Source organism: Arthrobacter sp. M4, assembly GCF_020251205.1.
Classification (GTDB): Bacteria; Actinomycetota; Actinomycetes; order Actinomycetales; family Micrococcaceae; genus Arthrobacter.
This window is the reverse complement of sequence record NZ_JAIWYX010000002.1, coordinates 292,773-314,847: the sequence shown is the minus strand read 5'-3', so window position 1 is coordinate 314,847 and position 22,075 is coordinate 292,773. Positions and strand designations below refer to the sequence as shown.

Genomic DNA, 22,075 nt, shown 5'->3' with positions numbered 1-22,075 from the left:
AGTGGATTCATCGCAGCCCACCGCGACCGCGCTGCAGACGATCGCCGCAGGCCAGCGCGTCACGGTACGGGTTCCTGGAACAAGCGCGAATCTGGGGCCTGGATACGACAGCCTCGGCCTCGCTCTGTCTCTTTACGACACCTTGACTGTGGACACCCTGGACACCGGAGAGCTCGAATTCGAGCTCTCCGGTGAGGGGGCTGACACCCTGCCCCGTGACGCCAGCCACTTGGTGGTCCGCGCCATAAATTCCGCCTTGGAACGCCTCGGCTACAGGCATGGGGGTCTTCGAATAACTGCCGACAACGTGAGCCCACATGGCCGCGGCCTGGGGTCTTCGGCATCAGCCGTGGTTGCGGCGGTCACGGCCGCAAACCAGCTAGTGCCGGCCGAATCGCAACGGGACCGGAACTGGATTCTGCAGGTCACCAGCGAGATGGAAGGGCACCCGGACAACGTCGCTCCTGCGATTTTCGGCGGATTGGCGCTGTCATGGCAGGACAGCGAACAGTACAGCAGCACTCGAGCCGACGTGTCGCCGTCGGTTGTTCCCGTGGTTGCTGTTCCCGATTTCGAACTGTCCACCGAAGCAGCTCGTGCTTTGTTGCCTGCCTCAATCGGCCATCATGCCGCCGCCATGAATGCTGGCCGGGCCGCGCTGCTGGTACATGCTTTGACACAGCACCCGGAACTCCTGCTTCCCGGCACGGAAGATTACTTGCACCAGAGTTACAGGGCAGAGGCCATGCGCCCAAGCGCCGACCTCATCTACGGTCTCCGCAGGGCAGGCCACGCAGCCGTTGTTTCGGGCGCCGGACCCACCGTCCTTGCGCTGGCGAATGGCGATGAAGAGGCCGATCGGGTCGTTTCGTTCATCACCGACTTCACTGCGGACAACAGCCCGGAAATCACGTGGCGGGTGTTGAAGCTGGCAGTGGACGTTGAAGGTGCTAAAGTGGAGGTGCACCGGCGGTAATGCCGCGGGCAGTTCCCCGACAATGGATCAGGACCTAGTTGTCCGTTCCGTCCTCGACTGTGCCGTAGTCTCCGGTGCCGTCTCCTCTTGGCCTGTCACAGGTACCCGCAGATAATGCTCCGTATCCTGTATCGACAGCCCGTAGTCCCGCCACGTATGGGACATCTGAAGGCGAATCAGTACCGGTCCTGCTGGCCGACATCGTCGGCAAGGCCGAAACATCGGCTACAGATCTGAACTGCAGCCCAGAACAAATCATCGCGTCCAGCATCTGGTCCGGACGCCGTCGAGGGGGAAGGATCCTTCGTGACAGAAACCACTGAGCTGGCACCAGCTGTGGACACATCAACTTCCGCGGACGCTTCGTCAACGACCGCACCCGCCAAGAGCAGCGGTCTTGCAGGCCTGAAGCTCGCCCAGCTTCAGGCTCTCGCCAGCCAGCTCGGGATTTCCGGCGGTTCGCGCATGCGCAAGGGTGACCTCGTGGCCGCAATTTCGGCCCATCGTGCAGGCACTCCGACAACCAAGACATCCCGCACGGCCGGGAAGGCCCCGGCTGCAGCGCAGGCCGAGGCTGCTCCTGCCGAAGCCGTTCCCGCGGCCAAAGTCGGCGAAGCACCTGCCGCTGAAGCGCCACAGGCCGAAGGCACACGTGCCCGTGGCCGTGGCCGCAGCCGCCGGGCAAGCAGCGACGGCGTTGTAGCGGCGCCAGCTGAGCCCGCCGTCGAGACGGCGGCACCTGCTGAAACTGCGGCGCCTGCCCGTGGCGCAGCGCCAGCAGAAGCTGCAGCACCGGCGGAAGCCACGGCCCCCGAAGCCGCTGCTCCGGCAACCGCGCCTGCCGCTGAGGCGACTGAACGTCGCCAGCCGCGCACGCGCAACCGCCGCCGAGGCGAAGCTGCACCTGCCCAGGGCGGGGAGGCCGGAGAAGCACAGGCAGCGGAAGCGCCTGCTGCGGAAGCCCGCCCCGCTGAGGCTGAGGCACGCACAGAGGCACCCGCCGTCGAACAGCCCCAGCGCACGGAACGCCGTGAACGTCCCCGCCGTGAGGAGACCGAAGGCGAAGAGGGTGGTAGCCGCCGCAGCCGCCGTAACCGCCGCGACCGCAACGAACGCCAGGGTCAGGAAACCCGCGAAAGCGGTCCCCGCGAACGCTTCCGTGACCGCAATGACCGTCGTCGCGGGCGGAATCAGGGCCCTGATGTCGACGAAATCGAGATCAGCGAAGACGACGTGCTGTTGCCGGTTGCCGGCATCCTCGACGTCCTGGAGAACTACGCGTTCATCCGGACTTCCGGTTACCTCCCCGGTCCGAACGACGTTTACGTCTCGCTTGCACAGGTCAAGAAGCACAACCTGCGCAAGGGCGACGCCGTCGTCGGTGCCATCCGCGCGCCCCGCGATAACGAGGACCGTGGACAGTCCAACCGCCAGAAGTTCAACGCCCTGGTCCGAGTCACCTCCGTCAATGGCAAGTCGCCGGAAGAGCTGAAGGACCGCGTTGAGTTCGCCAAGCTGGTTCCGCTGTACCCCTCCGAGCGCCTGCGCCTGGAAACGGATCCAAAGAAGATTGGCCCCCGTGTCATCGACCTCGTGGCTCCCATCGGTAAGGGCCAGCGCGGCTTGATCGTCTCGCCGCCCAAGGCTGGCAAGACGCTCATCCTGCAGTCCATTGCCAATGCGATCACCATCAACAACCCTGAGGTTCACCTCATGATGGTCCTGGTGGATGAGCGCCCCGAAGAAGTCACCGACATGCAGCGGACGGTCAAGGGTGAGGTCATCGCCTCCACGTTCGACCGCCCTGCCGACGACCACACCACGGTGGCCGAGCTGTCCATCGAGCGCGCCAAGCGCCTGGTGGAAATGGGCATGGACGTCGTTGTCCTCTTGGACTCGATGACCCGACTGGGACGCGCCTACAACCTCGCTGCCCCCGCCTCGGGCCGCATCCTGTCCGGTGGTGTCGACTCCGCAGCGCTGTACCCGCCCAAGCGGTTCTTCGGTGCTGCCCGCAACATCGAGAACGGCGGCTCGCTCACCATCCTGGCCACCGCGCTTGTGGAGACTGGCTCCAAGATGGATGAAGTCATCTTCGAGGAGTTCAAAGGCACGGGCAACATGGAATTGCGCCTGTCCCGCCAGTTGGCAGACAAGCGTATCTTCCCTGCCGTGGACGTCAACGCGTCCGGCACGCGCCGTGAGGAGAACCTGCTCTCGTCCGAGGAAGTTAAGATCATGTGGAAGCTGCGCCGCGTCCTCTCGGGACTGGAACAGCAGCAGAGCCTCGAGCTCCTAACCAACAAGATCCGGGACACGCAAAGCAACGTTGAGTTCCTTATGCAGGTGCAGAAGACGACGCTTGGAGCCAAGTCGGACAACGACAAATAGCTGCCTAAGGGGCGGGGTGACGGAACCTTCGCGTGGTGCGCCGCGCGGATTTTCCGCCCCCGCCCCTTCGCATTGTGGCTAACAGGCGGCGTGCATGAGCCACAATGCACCGGACAGTGAACAGTGAACAGTGAACAGTGAACAGTGAACAGTGGACAGTGGACAGTGGACAGGGCCCGCGCACGCAAGTTCGCGTCGAGCCCCTGCCCGGTCCCCTTATGCCGCTCCCGGGCCGAAAAATGCACGTGACACCATGTTTTCGGCCCGTCTCCCAGCCCCAATTCTGGCGGAAGTGTTCTTTGCGCCTGACTAAACTAGGTGCAGAACGAAAGAGAGTTTGAAAATGTTTGAGTCCGTTCAGGGACTGCTGGATGAGCATGCGGATATCCAGAAGCAGTTAAGTGACCCTGCCGTTTATGCCGATCAGTCGTTGGCCCGGAAGCTGGGGCGGCGGTCAGCGCAGCTTCAGGGGATCGTCGAGGCGTACAACCGGTGGCGCGGCTTGACGGACGACCTTGACGCAGCCAAGGAGATGGCCGGAGAGGACCCCGATTTTGCAGCCGAGGTGGAGGAGATCGAGGAACAGCTCCCCTCTGCCCAGGAAAAACTTCGCCGTTTGCTCATTCCGCGTGACCCCGACGACGCCCGCAACGTGATTATTGAGGTTAAGGGCGGTGAAGGCGGCGAGGAAGCTGCACTTTTTGCCGGCGACCTGCTGCGGATGTACAGCCGCTACGCGGAGGCTCGCGGCTGGAAGACCGAGCTCATTTCCTACACGGAATCGGACCTTGGTGGCTACAAGGACGCGCAAATGGCCATTAAGGGTTCCTCGAACGACCCCGCCGAAGGTGTTTGGGCGCGCCTCAAGTTTGAAGGCGGCGTACACCGCGTACAGCGCGTGCCGGCCACGGAGTCCCAAGGCCGCATCCACACTTCTGCGGCGGGTGTGCTGGTCTTCCCCGAGGTTGACGAGCCCGAAGAGATCGAAATCAACCAGAACGACCTCAAGATTGACGTGTACCGCTCGTCCGGGCCGGGTGGACAGTCGGTCAACACCACCGACTCCGCCGTTCGGATCACCCACCTGCCCACAGGGATCGTGGTGGCGATGCAGAATGAGAAGTCCCAGCTCCAGAACCGCGAAGCGGCCATGCGCGTCCTGCGCGCCCGCCTCCTTGCACACCAGCAGGAACAGATCGACGCTGAAAACGCTGAGGCACGCAAGTCCCAGATCCGGACGATGGACCGCTCGGAACGTATCCGGACCTACAACTTCCCGGAAAACCGCATCGCGGACCACCGCACCGGATACAAGGCGTACAACCTTGACGCCGTTATGAACGGCGACCTCGAGCCGGTTATCCAGTCGGCCATCGACATGGACGAACAGGCTCGGCTGGACGCCATTGGCGAATAACCCGCGGCCGCTCGCATGACACGCGCCTCCAATCCGCGGCTATCTGACGCTGTCCGGGAAGCAACGCGGATACTGGCAGATGCCGGCGTGCCCACTCCGCGAGTGGACGCCGAACTCCTTGCAGAGCATCTTCTGGGTGTTGGTCTCGGGCGGCTGCGGGCGATGCTCCTCACCGACGCCCCTGCGCCCGAGGGCTATGCGGAATTGGTGGCTGAACGTGCGGCCAGGGTGCCGCTGCAGCACATAACCGGCGTCGCCTATTTCCGGCACCTGGAACTGGCGGTGGGGCCCGGCGTGTTCATCCCGCGCCCAGAGACTGAATCCGTGGTGCAGTTGGTCATTGACCGACTTATCGGTCATCCCGGACCCAAAGTGGTGGACCTGGGCACAGGATCGGGCGCCATAGCAGGTTCCCTGGCAATCGAACTGCCCGATGCCCACGTCTTCGCCGTCGAGTTCAGCCACCTCGCCCACGCTTGGGCGGAGCGAAACCTGGCACGCCTTGGTGTGGAACTCTTGCGTGGAGATCTTCGCGACGCCTTGCCGGAGCACAACGGCACGTTCGACGCCGTCGTTTCCAACCCGCCGTACATTCCCGCCGAAGCCGTGCCCAACGAACCTGAGGTGGCCCTTCACGATCCCCCGGAAGCGCTCTACGGCGGGGGAGCGGACGGCATGGAACTCCCGACGGCGGCAGCCGCCTCGGCTGCCCGGCTTCTGAAACCGGGCGGCTACTTCGTGATGGAACACGCCGAGGTGCAGGCCGCGTGGATCGCGGGCATGATGCACCGGATGGGTGTCTGGGACAACATCAGCACCCACCTGGACTTGAACGGCAAAGAGCGGGCAACCAGCGCCGTGCTGTCCGGAGCGTCCAAAGAGAAGTGAAAGAATAACGCTGTGACCACAACCTACGACTGCACATCCCCGGAACCGCTGGCTGAAGGCCTGGAGCACGCTCAGCGTGCCATTAGCGAGAAGAAGTGCATTGTTATGCCAACGGACACGGTCTACGGCATTGCTGCCGATGCCTTCTCGCCGCAGGCGGTCACTCTGTTGTTGGCGTCCAAGGGTCGCAGCAGGCAAATGCCACCGCCCGTTCTCATCCCGCGGCTCAGCGCCCTGGATGGGCTGGCCACGGATATTCCGGATGAAGCCCGCAAGCTTGCCGCCGAATTCTGGCCGGGCGGCTTGACCATCATTCTCCACGCGCAGCCGTCGCTGAGTTGGGACCTCGGCGAAACCAAAGGCACAGTGGCCCTTCGTATCCCCGCTGACGACGTCGCCCAGCAGTTGCTTGATCGCACGGGGCCGCTTGCTGTTTCTTCGGCCAACCGTACGGGCCAGGCCCCGGCGCAAACGGCAGAGGAAGCCCGGCTGCAACTCGCGGAGTCGGTGGAAGTCTACCTGGAGGGCGGCGTTCGCCCGACGGCAGGCGCCGATGCAGTGCCATCCACCATTGTTGACGCCACATCGTTGCCGCTTCGCGTAGTCCGCCAAGGTGCCATAGGCCTTGAACGGCTGCGGGAGGTCGTTCCGGATGTCCTCGGCGAGGGCGAAACAGAGGCCGATCTTGAGGCAGGAGAAGGCGCCGCAGTCGATACGGCCGAAGCGGAACTCGCCGAACACGCAGCCCCGGCAGATACGGACGCAGATACCCACACGGAAAACAGCGGCGGGGCTGCCAAGGCATGATCCCCGTTCGCCAGCGCGTCCCCGTGCTTGACGTGGACGCCACACCCTTGCGCGTCGGGGAACTCGTATCAGTGCTGTCGGAATTCGTGTCACAAGGATCGACACGCTGGATCGTGGGCCACAACTTGCACAGCGTAACGCTGTGCCACTCCAAGCAGTGGTTCCGTGATGTCTACGACCGCAGCGATGTGGTCCTGCTCGACGGCGCTCCCGTCGTGATGCTCTGGGGCCTGAAGCATCGCCGCGTGCTCAATACCCCGGGTGGGGGACCGATGGCCTACCGCCTCGGGTCCACGGACTGGCTGCCCGCCCTGGGCGGGGTCGACGGCCTGGTGCGGGTCGCCGTCGTTGGTGCCGGCCGGGAAGCGAACGACGGCGCTCTGCGGCGTTTGCGGCAAATCCTCCCGGGCGCTGTGGTTGAGGGGCGATCCGGCGAGGGCTGGGACCCTGAGCTGGAGCGTTCAGCCGTGGCCTGGCTTAAGGAATTTCGGCCCCAGCTGGTCTTGCTTGGGCTGGGAATGCCGTTGCAGGAATCGGTCCTGTTGCGGCGGGCGGATGAATTGCCTCCTGCCGTGTACTGCACGGTCGGTGGAGCGATCGAGCAGCTGGCCGGTATCCAAAAACTGGCCCCCCGCTGGCTGGGCCGGTTGGGACTGGAGTGGGCCTGGCGCTTAGTCCTGCATCCCGGAAAAGTTGCCTACAGGGTCTTCGTGGAGCCGTGGGTCCTCCTGGGGCTCCTACTGCGCCGTCGAATTCGCCGCCAGCCGTAACTTGAAGGCCCACTGGTTGAAGGCCCACTGGCCAGCACACCCCCCAGGGCGAATCCACAATGCCCTGCGGCGGTCTTCAAACGACGGCCCTAAAATTCCTGGCTTCTAGAACTTCTGGCTATCCAGAGGGCCGAAGCCCTTCCCACGCAATCCGTCGGAGAAAGCACTGATCCATTCGGCCAGGCCGCGGAAGTCCCGGCGCTGCAAGAAGTAACCGAGGTAGCCGCCGACGTCGGCAACAAAGGACTTGACCCGGAAGTAGCGACGAATGAGGTATCCGCGGTTGCGGTAGTAAAAATGCCGCTTGAAAGCCGAATCCGGGACGATCACATGCCATCGGGCGCCAAAGACATGCTTTGTTTCAGAGAATGCGTGCGGATGGGTGATTGACGCCGTAGTCACAGTGCCAAAACGGATGCCGGCTTTGCGCAGCCGGAGTGTAAAGTCCACCTCGTCGCCGCGAATGAACAGGCGGATGTCAGGAACCCCCACTTTGAAGAAGACCTCGGAGCGGATCAGGGCGCCGTTGAAGAAATGGCCGTTGTTGGAGAGGAAACCGGCTTTCTCCACTTCGGCGCGATCGTGCGTGACTTTCCCGTCGAGCCGGAAGAAGAAGGACAATTTGTCAGGCTGTCCGGGAGCCAGCACCAGGGGGACAACGGCCTCGAGGTCCCGCGCCTCAGCCTCACGCAAAAGCGTTGCGAGGCACTCGGGATCGCTTGGAACGGCGTCATCGTCCATGATCCAGATCCAGTCGGCACCACTGGCCACGGCCTTAAGGATCGCAAGCGCGAATCCCCCCGCCCCTCCGAGGTTGGCCTCGGAACGGACGTAGTCCACATTATGGTGGGCCGCTGCGACATCACTAGCGGGACTCGTGCCGCTGTCAACAAGGCAAATCGTGTCCACAGAGGCGGACTGCCGGTTCACTGAATCAAGCAATACGGACAGTTCCCTGGGTCGGTCAAAGGTTACGGCGGCCAGTGCAACCGTCGGCGTCATGTGGGAATCCTTCCGGGCCCGGGGCGTCATAACGGAGCCTGACCGGGCCGCGTGACACGGATCAACGTGCCATTGGCGCTAGTATCTTGGACAGAGTCCAACTGTAGTACAGCAAAAATCGGCGGTGCGCAGGTGCGCGGGATGGGGGCCCGCCGTCGACCATTCATTGGAAGCCAGATTCACAAGACATTGAGCCACGTCAATCTGCATGGCCGAGCCATGACGCCGTCACCTGCCCGCCACACTCCGTCCAGGGCCCTGTTCAACCCCCGAGGAGCCGCCCTGTGATCATGTACTCCCTCATGATGCTCACGGCAGCCATCGTGTCTTATGCCGCAACATGGGGCGCACGGCTGCTGGGCAATCGGCTCCAGCTGTTTTCGCCTATCCGGAGCCGGGACATGCATTCCAAGCCGATCTCCCGCCTTGGCGGACTGGGAATCTTTGCCGGAACATGCGCCGCCCTCATCGTTGCCAGCAATTCGTTCTTCGTGAAGGACATCTTCCGAGGCAATAACGCGCCATGGGGAATCCTGGCCGGAGCCATCGTCATTGTCATGGTGGGCGTGGCAGATGACCTGCTGGACATCAAATGGTGGCTCAAGCTCCTGGGCCAGGGTTCTGCCGCAACGATCGTGGCAGTTTGGGGTGTTCGGATGTCCATCATCCCGTTCGTTCCCGAGCCGATCCGCATCGAGTCCGAATTACTCAGAATCGTGCTGACCGCGGTGTTGATAGTGACCACCATGAATGCCGTCAACTTCATCGACGGCCTGGACGGGCTTGCAGCTGGTGTGGCAGCCATCGGGGGAGTGGCCTTCTTCCTCACCGCCTATTGGGTGCACCGCAATGCACCCCTTACGGACTTTAGCGATCTGGCAACGCTGCTGATGGCGATCCTGGTGGGTAGTTGCGTGGGATTCCTGCCGCATAACTGGTTCCCCGCCAAGATCTTCATGGGTGATTCCGGGGCAATGCTGATCGGCTTGTTTATGGCCTCGGCCGGTGTTGTTTCCACGGGACAGATCAGCTCCGGACTCTACGACCGGGCCAACGGTATTCCTACGATCATCCCCATCCTTCTGCCATTCGCCGTGCTGTTCCTGCCACTGTTGGACCTTGGGCTTGCCGTAGTGAGGAGGACAGCCCGTGGACGCTCACCATGGTCCGCGGACCGAGGACACCTGCACCATAAGCTCATGGACCTCGGCCACTCGCACCGCACGGCTGTCCTGATGATGTACGTCTGGACCTGCATCCTCGCCTTTGGCGGCGTCGCTTTCGCTGTGTTTCCATGGCAAATTGTGCTCACCGTGGACGTCGTTGCGGTCCTCATCATGGCGGTTGTGACGTCGTGGCCGTATTTCGCACAAAAGGGAACACCGACTGTGTAACACCCCCGTGTCTCTGGGTTAACGTCACAGTTCTATCTCATGTAGAATTTGAGGGCGGACATCACTCGCCCGCTGCACCCACCTTGAGAACTCGGCTTCAAAGCCACGACGATTGGCATCCCCATGACCTCCAACGCCGGCGCCGGACAGCAGTCCGATCCCCGACGCGTTGGCGTTTCATCGGCTACCCGTTCGCTGTGGCTACGCCTCCTCTTCCTGAGTACTGCAGCTGCCGCGCTTGGACTCGCGGCGCTGTCACTGGCGGCTGCCATCGTGAATGGTCCTGAGGGGCTGTGGTCTGCCGCCGGCGGCGGGGCCTTGGTCATCGTGTTCTTTGCGATCAGCCTGTTGATAGGCCACTTTGTTGGCCGCAACAACCCCTCCGGGGCCATCGGCATCATGGTTGCCACCTACTTCGTCAAGGTAGTTGGCTTCGCCGTGGTGCTTTTCGCCATTGGCCGACCCGAGTGGCTGAATGGACGCTGGTTCGTTGCGGGTGCCGTGACGGCCGTGGTCATTTGGCAGACCGCCGAACTCCTTGGCTTCCGCAAGGCGAGGCTGCAGATTTACAACGACCCCTCTTCCACCGAGGACGGCCCCAGTGCCCAAGGTTAGGAAGACGCCCGGAGTGGGCTTCCAGCACCACGCAAAAGGCAGTGGTTCCGCCGATCCTGAAGGCGGGAAAAACGATGGCGGTTACAACGCCGGCATCGCCGTCTTCAGCTATATCATTGGCGGAATCATTGTCTGGAGTTTGATAGGCTGGGGTCTGGATAATCTGTGGGGGACCCGCTGGCTTGTGCTCCTTGGCGCTCTGCTTGGAGCCGCAGGAGGGTTCTATCTCTCCCATATGCATGGCCTCACCAGTCACCAGTCTTCTTCCGCTGGGGGCAACGCAGACAGCGGTCCGTCTGGGGACGGGCACAGTAATGCCACATAACTTAACAGGGGACAAAGCTGCACCGCGTGCCGCCGGCTCCCGACAAACGCCCAATGATGGACACAGCAGAGAGGAAACGCGTTGATCGCGCTTGCGCTCCCGGCCCAGGATTCAGGGACCTTTACCCCTCCCGGAATCGAAGAAATGCACCTTCCGGCCATCCTGCCCTGGGGTGCGCACGACGGATTCTCCAAGCAGATGCTGCTGGTCATTCTGTCTGTCGTCCTCATCGGAACCTTCTTTTTCCTCGCGGCACGCAAGCAGCAGCTGGTCCCCGGCAAACTGCAGTTCGCCGGTGAGATGGCATACGGCTTTGTCCGCAACAGCATCGCCAAGGACATCATCGGCGGCCGCGACTTCATGAAGTACGTGCCGCTGCTGTTCACGCTCTTCTTCTTTATCCTCGTGAACAACATCTACGGCGCCATCCCGGTTCTTCAGCTCCCCAGCTTCTCGCATGTTGGCGGCGCATACGTACTGGCCGGCATCGTCTACGTGACCTGGATCGGCATCGGCGTCCGGAAGAACGGCCTCAAGTACTTCAAGCTGGCTACTGTTCCGTCCGGTGTGCCGTGGTACATCCTCCCGATCGTCGTACCGATCGAAATCATTTCCAACTTCCTGGTTCGTCCGGTCACGCACAGCCTCCGTCTCTTCGCAACCATGCTGGCTGGCCACCTCATTGTGATGCTCGCAGGTTCCGGCATCGAGTACCTGATCATGCAGGAGAACGTGCTCCTCAAGGGAACCTCGATCCTCGTACTGGCCGGCGCAATTGCCATGTACATGCTCGAGGCGCTGATCATGGTGCTGCAGGCCTACGTGTTCACCCTGCTGACCGCCATCTACATTGAAGGCGCACTTCACGCCGACAGCCACTAGTCACAACAGACTTCCCCTCGCGGGGATGAAGCAGCAACCCAAACAACCTGCCATTGAACATGGCATCTTGAAAGGAAAATAATGAACGGCAATCTCAACCTCGTAGGTTACGGTCTGTCCGCAATCGGCGGTGGTATCGGTGTGGGTCTCGTCTTCGCTGCCTACATCAACGGTGTTGCTCGTCAGCCGGAAGCTCAGCGCGTGCTGCAGCCGATCGCATTCCTTGGTCTGGCCCTGACCGAAGCTCTTGCCATCCTCGGTCTTGTTTTCGCTTTCGTTCTCTAAGAAACACCTTTAGAGCAAGCGAAACCACACGAGTAGATAGGACGGGTGAAAAATGAATCAGCTGATCATCTCAGCCGCCACTGAAGGCGGATCATCGCCCAGCCCGCTCATGCCCAATGTCTGGGAAATGGGCGTCGTCCTGGTCGGATTCGCGGTTCTCTTTTTCATCGTGGTCAAGTTCATTGTCCCGATGTTCGAGAGGACCTTCGCGGAGCGTGCCGAGGCGATCGAGGGCGGCATCGCCAAGGCTGAAAAGGCCCAGGCGGAAGCCTCCGCTGCCCTCGAAGAGTACAAGCAGCAGCTCACCGACGCACGCGCGGAAGCCAACCGCATCCGCGAAGAAGCACGTGCCGAAGGTGCCCAAATCCTGGCCGACCTGAAGGCCAAGGCTGCCGCTGAAGCTGGCCGCATCACCGAGCAGGCACATGCACAGATCGAGTCCGAGCGCCAGGCCGCTGTTGCGTCCCTGCGCGCAGAGGTCGGCACCCTGGCCACCACCCTGGCTGAGCGGATTGTTGGCGAGGTACTGACAGACGACGAGCGCGCAGCGCGGGTTGTTGACCGCTTCCTTGCCGATCTGGAAACCCAGAACGCAGGTGCAGCTAAGTAATGGCAGGTATATCGAGCGAATCGCTGAGCGCAGCGCTGGAGCAGTTGGAAGCCAAGCTTCCCACCGCCTCGCTGCAGTTGGCTACGGAACTCTTCGGAATCCTGGGAACGGTGGACAGCTCGGCTGGCTTGCGCCGTGCCCTGACTGACCCTTCCCGCAGCGGAGACGAAAAGTCGGCGCTGGTCCAGCAGCTTTTCGGTGGCAAAGTGTCCGCCGATGCTGTTGAAATCGCGGGCGGATTGGCCAGCATGCGCTGGGCCTCGGCACGAGATATCGGCGATGCACTCGAGACTCTTGCCGCTACGGTGGTCATCGCCGTCGCTGAGAACAAGTCGGCAGTTTCTGCCTCCGGGATTACGGGGCTGGAAGAGCTGGAAAACGATCTGTTTGTTTTCAACCGGAGAGTTGCCTCCAGCCACGAGGTGCAGAGCGCACTGACGGATCCGCACGCCTCCGCAGAAGCGAAGACGGCTCTGGCGAAAAAGCTTGTTCCTGGCGCCAGCGAGGAAGCCAAGCTTCTCATAGCCCAGGCGGTGTCGTCCCCGCGCGGCCTCAAGCCGTCGCGTCTTGTGGACGACTTCGCCAGCCTTGCAGCCAAGCGCCAGCAGCGGTGGATTGCCACCGTCAGCGTTACCCGTCCGTTGACGGTTGAGCAGGCCGACCGCTTGCAGGCTGGGCTGAACGCCCTCTACGGCCGCGAGTTGAAGGTCAACTTCAGTGTTGACCCCGCACTGATCGGCGGAGTCCGGGTCCAGGTGGGAGACGAAGTGCTGGACGCTTCCGTCGTCGCCCGGTTGTCCGTACTCCGCCGCCAGCTCGCCGGCTAGCCGGACCGGCACCACCCAACTGATAGAAAAACCGGTCATCGTGACAACGATGATCACGAAACAGGAGAGCAGGGACTGCAGATGGCCGAATTGACCATCAACGCCGACGACGTCCGTAATGCGTTGAACGAGTTCGCGGCGTCTTACGAACCCGGTAACGCAGAACGCGTAGAGGTTGGTCGCGTGACCGCCGCAAGTGACGGTATCGCCCGTGTTGAGGGTCTTCCCTCGGTCATGGCGAACGAGCTTCTTCGCTTCGAAGACGGTACCCTGGGCCTTGCCCAGAACCTTGACGTTCGCGAAATCGGTGTCATCATCCTCGGTGACTTCACCGGAATCGAAGAAGGCCAGGAAGTTCACCGCACCGGTGAGATCTTGTCCGTTCCCGTAGGCGACGCCTTCCTTGGTCGCGTAGTCGACCCGCTGGGCCAGCCCATCGACGACCTTGGCGAGATCAAGGCCGAGACCACCCGCGCCCTGGAGCTCCAGGCCCCGGGTGTTACGCAGCGCAAGTCGGTTCACGAGCCGCTGCAGACCGGCCTCAAGGCCATCGACGCCATGATCCCTATCGGCCGTGGCCAGCGCCAGCTGATCATCGGTGACCGCCAGACCGGCAAGACCGCTATCGCCGTCGACACGATCATCAACCAGAAGGCCAACTGGGAATCCGGAGACGTCAGCAAGCAGGTCCGCTGCGTGTACGTCGCTATCGGCCAGAAGGCTTCCACGATCGCTGCAGTTCGCCAGACGCTGGAGGACAACGGCGCCCTGGAGTACACCACTATCGTGGCTTCCCCGGCTTCGGACCCTGCCGGCTTCAAGTACCTGGCTCCGTACGCAGGTTCGGCTATCGGCCAGCACTGGATGTACGGCGGCAAGCACGTCCTCATCATCTTCGATGACCTGTCCAAGCAGGCCGAGGCCTACCGTGCCGTGTCGCTGCTGCTCCGCCGCCCGCCGGGACGCGAAGCGTATCCGGGCGACGTCTTCTACTTGCACTCCCGCCTCCTGGAGCGTTGCGCCAAGCTCTCCGACGACCTTGGTGCAGGCTCGATGACCGGTCTGCCGATCATCGAGACCAAGGCCAACGACGTCTCGGCTTACATTCCGACCAACGTCATTTCCATCACCGATGGCCAGATCTTCCTGCAGTCCGACCTATTCAACGCCAACCAGCGACCCGCTGTTGACGTTGGTGTTTCGGTCTCCCGCGTTGGTGGCGCAGCCCAGGTCAAGTCCATGAAGAAGGTCTCCGGTACCTTGAAGCTGGACCTTGCCCAGTACCGCGACATGCAGGCTTTCGCCATGTTCGCCTCGGACCTGGACGCAGCCTCCCGCCAGCAGCTGACTCGTGGCGCCCGCCTTATGGAACTGCTCAAGCAGGGCCAGTACTCGCCGTTCCCGGTTGAGAACCAGGTCGTGTCCATTTGGGCAGGCACCAACGGCTACCTCGACGACGTTCCTGTCGAAGACATCAGCCGCTTTGAGGGCGAGTTCCTTGAGCACCTGAAGCACAAGTCCTCCATCCTGACCACGCTGGCCCAGACCAACGTGCTGGACGATGACACGCTGGAAGCGCTGAAGACCTCGATTGTGGAATTCAAGAAGGGCTTCTTCGGCGTAGGCGACAACCAGCTCGTCGGCGCTGGCCACGAAGAGCACGAAGCGATCTCGGGCAGCGACGTCGACCAGGAAAAGATCGTCAAGCAGAAGCGCTAGTTCCGGTGTCCGGGTGTGCCGGCCGTATTCGGCTGCCGGCACACCCGTCCGTCGGGAACTAAGGAAAGGATAAGAATGGGAGCCCAGATTCGGGTCTACCGCCAGAAGATCAGCTCGACGACGTCGATGCGCAAGATCTTCAAGGCGATGGAACTGATCGCTACCTCGCGCATCGGTAAGGCACGCGCCCGCGTTGCGGCGTCACTGCCCTACGCGAACGCCATCACCCGCGCTGTTTCTGCCGTTGCGACCCAGAGCGAAATCGATCACCCGCTGGTCACCGAACCGGCGCAGATCCGCCGTGCCGCCGTTCTGGTCGTCACCTCTGACCGCGGCCTCGCCGGATCCTACTCCGCAAGTGTGATCAAGCAGGCCGAAGGCCTCATCGAGCTCCTTCGCGGAGAGGGAAAGGAAGTCAAGGCCTACCTTGTGGGTCGCAAAGCCCAGGCTTACTTCGATTTCCGCGGGCGCCCATACGCCCGGGTCTGGACCGGTGGCACGGACGCACCTGCGTTCGAGACCGCCCAGGAAATCGGCAATGCCCTTCTCGAAGAATTCGCCACTGACTTCGCAGAAGACGGCGTGGACGAAATCCATGTTGTGTACACCCGGTTCAAGTCCATGGTGACCCAGGAACCCACCGTCATTCGCTTGCTTCCGCTGGAGGTCGAAGAGCGGGCAGTCTCGGAGTCCGAGCTGCTTCCGCTGTACGAGTTCGAGCCGGAAACCGAGCAGGTGCTTGATGCGCTGCTGCCGCGCTACATCGAATCCCGGATCTTCGCAGCTCTGCTGCAGGCCGCGGCTTCCGAGCTGGCTGCCCGTCAGCGCGCGATGAAGTCCGCAGGCGACAACGCGACGGAACTCATCAAGAAGTACACGCGACTGCGCAACACGGCCCGCCAGGCCGAGATCACGCAGGAACTTTCCGAAATCGTGGCCGGTGCGGACGCCCTGAGCGCATCCTAACCGGAGTACGGCCGGCGAGAGCCACCTGCACCAACAGATAAACTTAACCCCACGCCATCTAACTGAGTGAAGTGAGAGAGATGACTGCCACCGCTACCGAGCACGTAGCCGCAACGGCCGGTGCCACCGGCCGCATTGCCCGTGTCATTGGCCCGGTTGTCGACGTCGAATTCCCGGCCGACGCAATCCCCGAGATCTACAACGCCCTCACCACTGAGGTGACCCTCAGCGGTGTAACCAAGACCATCACGTTCGAGACCTCCCAGCACTTGGGTGACAACCTCGTCCGCGCTATCTCTCTCCAGGCCACCGACGGCCTGGTCCGCGGTACGTCCGTGAAGAACACCGGCGCTCCCATCGCCGTTCCCGTGGGTGACGGCGTCAAGGGCCACATCTTCAACGTGCTGGGCAAGCCGCTGGACGTTGCCGAGTCCGAGATCCAGGCTGACGACCACTGGCCGATCCACCGCAAGGCTCCCTCCTTCGCGCAGCTCGAGGGGTCCACTGAGATGCTCGAGACCGGCATCAAGGTCATCGACCTCCTCACTCCGTACATCAAGGGTGGCAAGATCGGCCTCTTCGGAGGTGCTGGCGTCGGCAAGACCGTGCTCATCCAGGAAATGATCACCCGTGTGGCCCGCAACTTCGGTGGTACTTCCGTATTCGCCGGTGTTGGCGAGCGTACCCGTGAAGGCAACGACCTCTGGGTTGAAATGGAAGAGGCCGGTGTTCTGAAGGACACCGCGCTTGTGTTCGGCCAGATGGACGAACCGCCGGGAACGCGTCTGCGCGTCGCCCTGTCCGCCCTGACCATGGCGGAGTACTTCCGCGATGTGCAGAAGCAGGACGTGCTGCTCTTCATCGACAACATCTTCCGCTTCACCCAGGCAGGTTCTGAGGTGTCCACCCTGCTCGGCCGTATGCCGTCTGCTGTGGGTTACCAGCCGAACCTCGCCGACGAGATGGGTATCCTCCAGGAGCGCATCACGTCCACCAAGGGTCACTCGATTACGTCCATGCAGGCCATTTACGTGCCCGCCGACGACTACACCGACCCGGCCCCGGCCACCACGTTCGCCCACTTGGACGCCACCACGGAACTTTCCCGTGAAATCGCCTCCCGTGGTCTCTACCCGGCCGTGGACCCGCTGACGTCCACGTCCCGTATCCTTGACCCGCAGTACATTGGCAAGGACCACTACACCACGGCGGTTCGGGTCAAGCAGATCCTGCAGAAGAACAAGGAACTTCAGGACATCATCGCCATCCTTGGTGTTGACGAACTGTCCGAAGAAGACAAGATCGTTGTCTCGCGTGCACGCCGCATCCAGCAGTTCCTGTCGCAGAACACCTACACCGCCAAGCAGTTCACCGGTGTGGAGGGTTCCACGGTCTCCATCAAGGACACCGTCGAAGGCTTCACCGCCATCTGCGATGGTGACCTGGACCACGTCGCCGAACAGGCATTCTTCAACGTCGGTGGCCTCGACGACGTCGAGCGCAACTGGGCCAAGATCCAGGAACAGACCAAGTAACATGGCTGAACTCGAGGTCGAAATCGTCGCGGCGGACCACTTCGTGTGGTCCGGCGCGGCCAAGATGGTAAAGGCCCGCACCACTGATGGTGAAATCGGAATCCTGCCGGGTCACTCGCCGCTGCTGGCCATCATGGCCGCTGGCGAGCTGGCGATCCAGCCGGTTTCCGGTGACCGCATTCACGTTGAGGTCGACGGTGGATTCTTCTCCGTAGACAACAACCGTGTGGTCATTGTTGCTGACAACGCCAAATTGGGCGACGCGGCTACAGCAGGGATCCGATAGCAAGACCTTGATGGACGATTCTGCTATTCCGTTCATCGCTTTGGCAACGGCCCTTGCGTTGCTTGTTTTTACACTGTGCCTATTTGGGGTGCGCCGCTTCAATCTGCGGCGCGCCCTAGGCACGGTCGACGCCTCCATTTGCATGGCTGATAACAGCTGGCAGATGGGGGTTTGTCGTTATCAGGACACTGAGCTGGAATGGTTTCGGCTCCTGTCCCTGAGCCCCCGGCCCTTGCATCGCTTTCGGCGCAGCTCCCTGGAGTTGCTGGGCCGGCGAAGGCCAACTGACGAGGAGCTGGTGAAAGTCCAGCCCGACGTTGTAGTGGTCGAACTGCGGCACGAGGGCACTTCCTTCCTGCTCGCCATGAATTTCGATGCTTATGCCGGGTTGTCATCCTGGCTCGAGGCCGGACCGGTTATCGGTGTCGGCACCTGGCGCTAGACAGCCATGGATTTCATTTCAGACATCAGCCTGGTGGATGGACCCGTCCTGTGGCTCGCGATTGCCGCCGGTGTCTCGGGCTCCGCCTATCTCCTCTGGAGGCGGCGCAGAATGTGGCTGGTCGTGATTCTCGCGGCTGCCGCAGCCGCCGTCGGCATTATCTGGCTGGTCCATTGGCTCCTCATCTACGTCTTCTCCACGTTCCCTGAGGAACTTCCCCGCGAAGTTCTTGCATGGTCGGTTCCACCGGTTGCAGCCCTTCTGCTTGCAATCCTGCGCCTTCCGCGTTCGTCATGGCGAGGACGTGTTGCTTCCATCGCGGCCGCAGCGGGAGTGGTACTCCTCAGTGCCGTTCAGATAAACGCCTATTTTGGCCTCAACCACACAGTGGCGGACGTTACCGGGACTGCTGTGGCGCGGATTGGCCCCTTGGAAGACTCCTTGAAACGGCACGGCCCAGGCACTTCCGTGACTGTCCGCCAATGGCAGGCCACGGGTGATATGCCATCGAATGGCACCCTGAGGAAGGCCACGATTCCGGGGACTGAGTCCGGATTTGCAGCCCGGGATGCGTTTGTATACCTGCCTCCCGCATACTTGGCGAACAACAGGCCAAAACTTCCCGTCCTGGTGCTCTTCGCGGGCCAACCCGGGGCTCCGGCCGACTGGCTGACTGGCGGCGCTCTTCGCTCACAGATGGACCGTTTCGCAGCTCGCCACGGGGGAGTAGCTCCCGTTGTTGTGGTGGTGGACCCCAATGGAACTCCAAACGGAAATACTTTGTGCATGGACAGCAAGATTGCCCGTGCCGATACCTACCTGTCCCGGGACGTACCCAGCTGGATCCGGGGCACGCTTGATGTGGATCAGGATCCGAAACAGTGGGCGGTAGGTGGCTTCTCCTTCGGCGGTACGTGCGCCATGCAGATGGGGACCAGGCATCCGGACGTCTACCCGTCAATCCTCGCTTTTTCCAGTGAGAAAGAACCTGCGTTGGCCAAGGAGCGCCGCAAGACCATCGAGGCCTCGTTCGGCGAAGATACCGCGGCTTTCGAGTCGCAGACTCCGCTGGGCGTTATGGAAAAGCAGAAATTCTCCGGCAAGGCCGCGTATTTTGCGGTCGGCTCCCGGGATCCCGAATTTATTGCGTACATGAACTTGCTTGCCGACTCTGCCAGGAAGGCCGGGTTCGACGTCGAAGCCCGGCAAGTGCCCAACGCCGGCCACTCGTGGGAAACACCAGCCAAGGGAATGCAGGCTGCCCTGGATTTCCTCGCCGCTCGCTGGGGAGTGCAGGGATGACGGCAACAACCGACCGCGCGGTATCAGTCTCCGACGTCGTTCGTTCCGCTGTCCAGCGTTCCGGCAGCCACTTCCGTTCGACACCGCTGACGCTTGGGGTACTTGGTGTCTTCCTGCTGGTAGGCGCCGTGACGGGAAGCTTCCTGAGCGGTCCGCCGGAGTCGATCCTCAACCACGCAGGGGTAAGCCTCTCCGGTCTCAAAGCGGGGGAGTGGTGGTCCATCTGGACATCGCTCTTCTTCGCCACGAACCCATTGGCATACCTGTCAGCCGCATTGATGATCCTCTTCCTGCTTGGCCTGGCAGAGCGGCAGCTGGGCACCAGCAAGGCCGCCGTTGCGTTCTTCGGCGGGCAGTTCGTTTGTGTCACGCTATTCCTGCTGATCACACAGCTGGCTCGCTACGGCGACGACGGCTGGCTGGGTGCGATGACTGGCACCAAATTGATTGGCCCATATGCCGCTGTGGTTGCCGCTGGACTGTCGGCCAGCGCATTACTTCCTACTCTGTGGCAGCGTCGCTTACGCGCATTGGTCGTGTCTGTGGCCCTGCTGCTCGTGTTGTATGTGGGCCATGCGGAGACCGTTATGGGAGCCCTTGGGGCTGTGACAGGACTTGCGGCGGGATGGTGGATCCAAAGCGACCAGGGCACGCTGTACCTGCACCACCGATCCACAGGCAGGGAGGTCCGCAACCTCCTGTCGCTTACCGTTGGCATCTTTGCCGTTGGTCCGATCCTGACAACTGTGGCAAAAAGCCCGTCAGGCCCCCTGGCGCTACTGCGCGACGTCGTCGTGAATCCGCTTCCGACGTTGAACCAGCTAGAAGTGAATTGCGGCGGAACGGTTGACGCCAGCTGTCTCGAGCTTGGCAGGCAGGGCTACTCGGGGCCCCTTGGACTTGCCCTGGCTGTTGTTCCGATGGTTCTCCTGTTGATTTGTGCTGACGGCATGCGGCGAGGACGCCGGATGGCGGTACGGATAGCGATTGGCGTTCAGCTTGCGGTGGTGGCACTATCCGCCGTGTACCTGGCGCTCTTTGCGCGCATACCCCATTATCCGAACCGGCCGCATACAGCCGTGCTGAGCTCGGGTTTTGCCCATATCCTCCCATTGGTTCTGGTTCCCCTGGTCCTGGCGGTGCTGTTGTTCATTTTCAGGGGACATTTCCGGGTGGAATCGGCTTCCGTGCTTCGACGAAGGGTGACGCTGGTTGTTGCTGGGTCCTGGCTTTTGCTGGCCGGCAGCTATAGCGCGTCCTGGCTTGCCGCTGGTGGGTTGGCCCGCGACGGCGGCTGGATGGGTCTCGCTGCTGAGCTCGCCCGCCAATACCTGCCGGTTCCGATCCCAGGCACCTATAAGAGAGTGTTTGACGACCGGAATGTGATGGAGTCGTTCCTCTTTGCGTGGAGTGGCATTCTTTTCTGGCTGATCGTCCTGGTTTGCGTCTGGATCCTTTTCCTCCGGCGGCATCATCCGGCCTTGGCAGGTGAGGAAAGCCGCCACGCTGCGCGCGCCCTCGTCAAACAAGGCGGTGATTCACTCTCCTGGATGGCACTTTGGGAACCAAACAAGTATTGGTTTAACCGGACAAAGGACGCAGGAATCGCCTACCAGCAGCACGGTAACGTTGCGCTGACCCTGGGAGGTCCATTCGGGGATCAGAGCCGGCGGCTGTCCGCCACCGAGGAGTTCCTGGAGTACTGTGCCAGCCACGCCCTGGTTCCGTGCCTGTACTCGTGCACGGATGAACTTTGGCCTTTGCTTCGTGGACGGGGTTTCCACAGGCTGCCCGTGGCGCAGGAGACGAGATTGGCCATCCGGAACCTTGAGTTCAAGGGCAAGGAATGGCAGAACGTGCGGACAGCACTCAACCGGGCCGCGAAAATGGGCGTGAAGGCAGTTTGGGCCCGCTATACACACTTACCGCAGCACCTTAAGACGCAGCTCAGTGAAGTCTCCGAGGAATGGGCGGCCCAAAAGGCGGTACCGGAAATGGGTTTCACCCTTGGCGGGCTGGATGAACTGATGGACCCCGATGTGCTGTGCTGCCTGGCAGTGGATGATCATGGGTTCGTTTATGGCGTGACCAGTTGGCTCCCAGTGTTCGACGGCGGCACTGTAGTGAGTTGGACCCTTGACTTCATGCGGCGGCGCGGTGACGCATTCCCCGGAGTGATGGAGTTCCTGATTGCCTCTGCGGTACTGGAACTACGTGTGAATGTGGAGATGATCTCCCTGTCGGGCTCGCCCCTGGCGCAGGAGGACCGCGAGGCAGAGCTGAGTGCTGAGGGGCTGAAGGGCATCCTCAACCTGGTAGGCCACGCCCTGGAGCCCGTCTATGGCTTCCGCTCGCTGGCAAGCTTCAAATCCCGGTTCAAGCCGGACTACCGGACGCTATACCTCTACTATCACGATCCGCTCCAGCTGCCAGCCATGGGTCGTGCGCTTAGCCAGGCCTACCTTCCAGGGCTTTCAGTGCGCCACACCGCCAGGCTATTGCGGAAGCTTGTGGCGCAACCGGAATAATGACGAACTTGTAAACATTCATGACTGGCTGTGAATAAAAGTTTCGACGCAACCTTCCAATAGGCACCGCCTGAACCTATGGCTTTGATTTAGCCAAGGACAAAAGAG

The 22,075-nt window shown here is 61.9% G+C and carries 21 protein-coding genes; 20 read left to right on the top strand and 1 reads right to left on the bottom strand.

Annotated elements, in window-relative coordinates; all coding sequences use genetic code 11:
* Nucleotide 1 precedes the first annotated feature (1 nt).
* From thrB to LD110_RS05065, 6 genes are all read left to right on the top strand, one after another.
* Nucleotides 2-976: a homoserine kinase gene (gene thrB / locus LD110_RS05090; RefSeq protein ID WP_225496813.1), complete on the top strand. Its 975-nt coding sequence runs from the start codon at nucleotides 2-4 to the stop codon at nucleotides 974-976.
* Between the two features lie 306 nt (nucleotides 977-1,282).
* The gene (gene rho, locus LD110_RS05085; protein ID WP_225496811.1) at nucleotides 1,283-3,367 is read left to right on the top strand and encodes a transcription termination factor Rho; all 2,085 of its coding nucleotides are present in this window, start codon (nucleotides 1,283-1,285) and stop codon (nucleotides 3,365-3,367) included.
* Between the two features lie 343 nt (nucleotides 3,368-3,710).
* On the top strand, nucleotides 3,711-4,784 hold the full coding sequence (prfA, locus tag LD110_RS05080) for a peptide chain release factor 1 (protein ID WP_225496810.1): 1,074 nt from the start codon (nucleotides 3,711-3,713) through the stop codon (nucleotides 4,782-4,784).
* Nucleotides 4,785-4,799: 15 nt separating this feature from the next.
* A complete protein-coding gene (gene prmC / locus LD110_RS05075; RefSeq protein ID WP_225496808.1) occupies nucleotides 4,800-5,672 on the top strand; it encodes a peptide chain release factor N(5)-glutamine methyltransferase in 873 nt (290 codons plus the stop codon).
* Nucleotides 5,673-5,684: 12 nt separating this feature from the next.
* On the top strand, nucleotides 5,685-6,479 hold the full coding sequence (locus tag LD110_RS05070; protein WP_225496806.1) for an L-threonylcarbamoyladenylate synthase: 795 nt from the start codon (nucleotides 5,685-5,687) through the stop codon (nucleotides 6,477-6,479).
* Nucleotides 6,476-7,249 carry a WecB/TagA/CpsF family glycosyltransferase gene (locus tag LD110_RS05065; protein WP_225496804.1) on the top strand — a complete coding sequence of 258 codons (774 nt, stop codon included), beginning with the start codon at nucleotides 6,476-6,478 and terminating at the stop codon, nucleotides 7,247-7,249. The genes LD110_RS05070 and LD110_RS05065 overlap by 4 nt, the downstream gene beginning before the upstream one ends.
* Nucleotides 7,250-7,354: 105 nt before the next feature.
* Here the strand turns inward: LD110_RS05065 and LD110_RS05060 are convergent, their stop codons facing one another.
* Complete coding sequence (locus LD110_RS05060) at nucleotides 7,355-8,251, bottom strand: glycosyltransferase (RefSeq protein ID WP_225496803.1); 897 nt, start codon at nucleotides 8,249-8,251, stop codon at nucleotides 7,355-7,357.
* Between the two features lie 284 nt (nucleotides 8,252-8,535).
* Here LD110_RS05060 and LD110_RS05055 point away from each other — a divergent pair, with 284 nt between their 5' ends.
* The 14 genes from LD110_RS05055 to LD110_RS04990 all read left to right on the top strand — a co-directional run bounded on the left by LD110_RS05055 (nucleotide 8,536) and on the right by LD110_RS04990 (nucleotide 21,967).
* Nucleotides 8,536-9,645 (top strand): MraY family glycosyltransferase, encoded by a 1,110-nt coding sequence (locus LD110_RS05055; RefSeq protein ID WP_225496801.1) that lies wholly within the window; start codon nucleotides 8,536-8,538, stop codon nucleotides 9,643-9,645.
* 123 nt (nucleotides 9,646-9,768) lie between these two features.
* The gene (locus LD110_RS05050; RefSeq protein ID WP_225496799.1) at nucleotides 9,769-10,260 is read left to right on the top strand and encodes a hypothetical protein; all 492 of its coding nucleotides are present in this window, start codon (nucleotides 9,769-9,771) and stop codon (nucleotides 10,258-10,260) included.
* Between the two features lie 13 nt (nucleotides 10,261-10,273).
* Nucleotides 10,274-10,585, top strand: a complete 312-nt coding sequence (locus LD110_RS05045; protein WP_225496798.1) for a hypothetical protein — start codon at nucleotides 10,274-10,276, stop codon at nucleotides 10,583-10,585.
* An 81-nt stretch (nucleotides 10,586-10,666) separates the two neighbouring features.
* A complete protein-coding gene (atpB, locus tag LD110_RS05040; protein WP_225496797.1) occupies nucleotides 10,667-11,467 on the top strand; it encodes a F0F1 ATP synthase subunit A in 801 nt (266 codons plus the stop codon).
* Nucleotides 11,468-11,548: 81 nt separating this feature from the next.
* Entirely contained in the window at nucleotides 11,549-11,752 is a 204-nt protein-coding gene (gene atpE / locus LD110_RS05035; RefSeq protein WP_160664848.1) for an ATP synthase F0 subunit C, read from the top strand.
* A gap of 52 nt (nucleotides 11,753-11,804) precedes the next feature.
* Nucleotides 11,805-12,362 carry a F0F1 ATP synthase subunit B gene (locus tag LD110_RS05030; protein ID WP_225496796.1) on the top strand — a complete coding sequence of 186 codons (558 nt, stop codon included), beginning with the start codon at nucleotides 11,805-11,807 and terminating at the stop codon, nucleotides 12,360-12,362.
* Nucleotides 12,362-13,189, top strand: a complete 828-nt coding sequence (locus LD110_RS05025) for a F0F1 ATP synthase subunit delta (protein WP_225496795.1) — start codon at nucleotides 12,362-12,364, stop codon at nucleotides 13,187-13,189. Before LD110_RS05030 ends, LD110_RS05025 begins: the two co-directional genes overlap by 1 nt.
* A gap of 81 nt (nucleotides 13,190-13,270) precedes the next feature.
* Nucleotides 13,271-14,908, top strand: coding sequence for a F0F1 ATP synthase subunit alpha (atpA, locus tag LD110_RS05020; protein WP_225496794.1), 1,638 nt, complete (start codon nucleotides 13,271-13,273; stop codon nucleotides 14,906-14,908).
* Nucleotides 14,909-14,983: 75 nt separating this feature from the next.
* Entirely contained in the window at nucleotides 14,984-15,874 is an 891-nt protein-coding gene (locus tag LD110_RS05015) for a F0F1 ATP synthase subunit gamma (RefSeq protein ID WP_225496793.1), read from the top strand.
* Nucleotides 15,875-15,954: 80 nt separating this feature from the next.
* The gene (gene atpD / locus LD110_RS05010) at nucleotides 15,955-17,409 is read left to right on the top strand and encodes a F0F1 ATP synthase subunit beta (RefSeq protein ID WP_225496792.1); all 1,455 of its coding nucleotides are present in this window, start codon (nucleotides 15,955-15,957) and stop codon (nucleotides 17,407-17,409) included.
* Nucleotide 17,410: 1 nt separating this feature from the next.
* Nucleotides 17,411-17,695, top strand: a complete 285-nt coding sequence (locus LD110_RS05005; protein WP_225496791.1) for a F0F1 ATP synthase subunit epsilon — start codon at nucleotides 17,411-17,413, stop codon at nucleotides 17,693-17,695.
* A gap of 10 nt (nucleotides 17,696-17,705) precedes the next feature.
* Nucleotides 17,706-18,137 carry a DUF2550 domain-containing protein gene (locus LD110_RS05000; protein WP_225496790.1) on the top strand — a complete coding sequence of 144 codons (432 nt, stop codon included), beginning with the start codon at nucleotides 17,706-17,708 and terminating at the stop codon, nucleotides 18,135-18,137.
* Between the two features lie 6 nt (nucleotides 18,138-18,143).
* Nucleotides 18,144-19,439, top strand: coding sequence for an alpha/beta hydrolase family protein (locus LD110_RS04995; RefSeq protein WP_225496789.1), 1,296 nt, complete (start codon nucleotides 18,144-18,146; stop codon nucleotides 19,437-19,439).
* Nucleotides 19,436-21,967 carry a bifunctional lysylphosphatidylglycerol flippase/synthetase MprF gene (locus tag LD110_RS04990; protein WP_225496788.1) on the top strand — a complete coding sequence of 844 codons (2,532 nt, stop codon included), beginning with the start codon at nucleotides 19,436-19,438 and terminating at the stop codon, nucleotides 21,965-21,967. Before LD110_RS04995 ends, LD110_RS04990 begins: the two co-directional genes overlap by 4 nt.
* Nucleotides 21,968-22,075 lie beyond the last annotated feature (108 nt).

Coding starts and splice junctions, on each gene's coding strand:
- LD110_RS05015 (WP_225496793.1), top strand. CDS start 14,984: ATGGGAGCCCAGATTCGGGTCTACCGCCAGAAGATCAGCTCGACGACG.
- prfA (WP_225496810.1), top strand. CDS start 3,711: ATGTTTGAGTCCGTTCAGGGACTGCTGGATGAGCATGCGGATATCCAG.
- LD110_RS05025 (WP_225496795.1), top strand. CDS start 12,362: ATGGCAGGTATATCGAGCGAATCGCTGAGCGCAGCGCTGGAGCAGTTG.
- LD110_RS04995 (WP_225496789.1), top strand. CDS start 18,144: ATGGATTTCATTTCAGACATCAGCCTGGTGGATGGACCCGTCCTGTGG.
- LD110_RS05060 (WP_225496803.1), bottom strand. CDS start 8,251: ATGACGCCGACGGTTGCACTGGCCGCCGTAACCTTTGACCGACCCAGG.
- atpA (WP_225496794.1), top strand. CDS start 13,271: ATGGCCGAATTGACCATCAACGCCGACGACGTCCGTAATGCGTTGAAC.
- LD110_RS05000 (WP_225496790.1), top strand. CDS start 17,706: ATGGACGATTCTGCTATTCCGTTCATCGCTTTGGCAACGGCCCTTGCG.
- LD110_RS05050 (WP_225496799.1), top strand. CDS start 9,769: ATGACCTCCAACGCCGGCGCCGGACAGCAGTCCGATCCCCGACGCGTT.
- LD110_RS05030 (WP_225496796.1), top strand. CDS start 11,805: ATGAATCAGCTGATCATCTCAGCCGCCACTGAAGGCGGATCATCGCCC.
- LD110_RS04990 (WP_225496788.1), top strand. CDS start 19,436: ATGACGGCAACAACCGACCGCGCGGTATCAGTCTCCGACGTCGTTCGT.
- atpD (WP_225496792.1), top strand. CDS start 15,955: ATGACTGCCACCGCTACCGAGCACGTAGCCGCAACGGCCGGTGCCACC.
- LD110_RS05005 (WP_225496791.1), top strand. CDS start 17,411: ATGGCTGAACTCGAGGTCGAAATCGTCGCGGCGGACCACTTCGTGTGG.
- prmC (WP_225496808.1), top strand. CDS start 4,800: ATGACACGCGCCTCCAATCCGCGGCTATCTGACGCTGTCCGGGAAGCA.
- LD110_RS05065 (WP_225496804.1), top strand. CDS start 6,476: ATGATCCCCGTTCGCCAGCGCGTCCCCGTGCTTGACGTGGACGCCACA.
- atpE (WP_160664848.1), top strand. CDS start 11,549: ATGAACGGCAATCTCAACCTCGTAGGTTACGGTCTGTCCGCAATCGGC.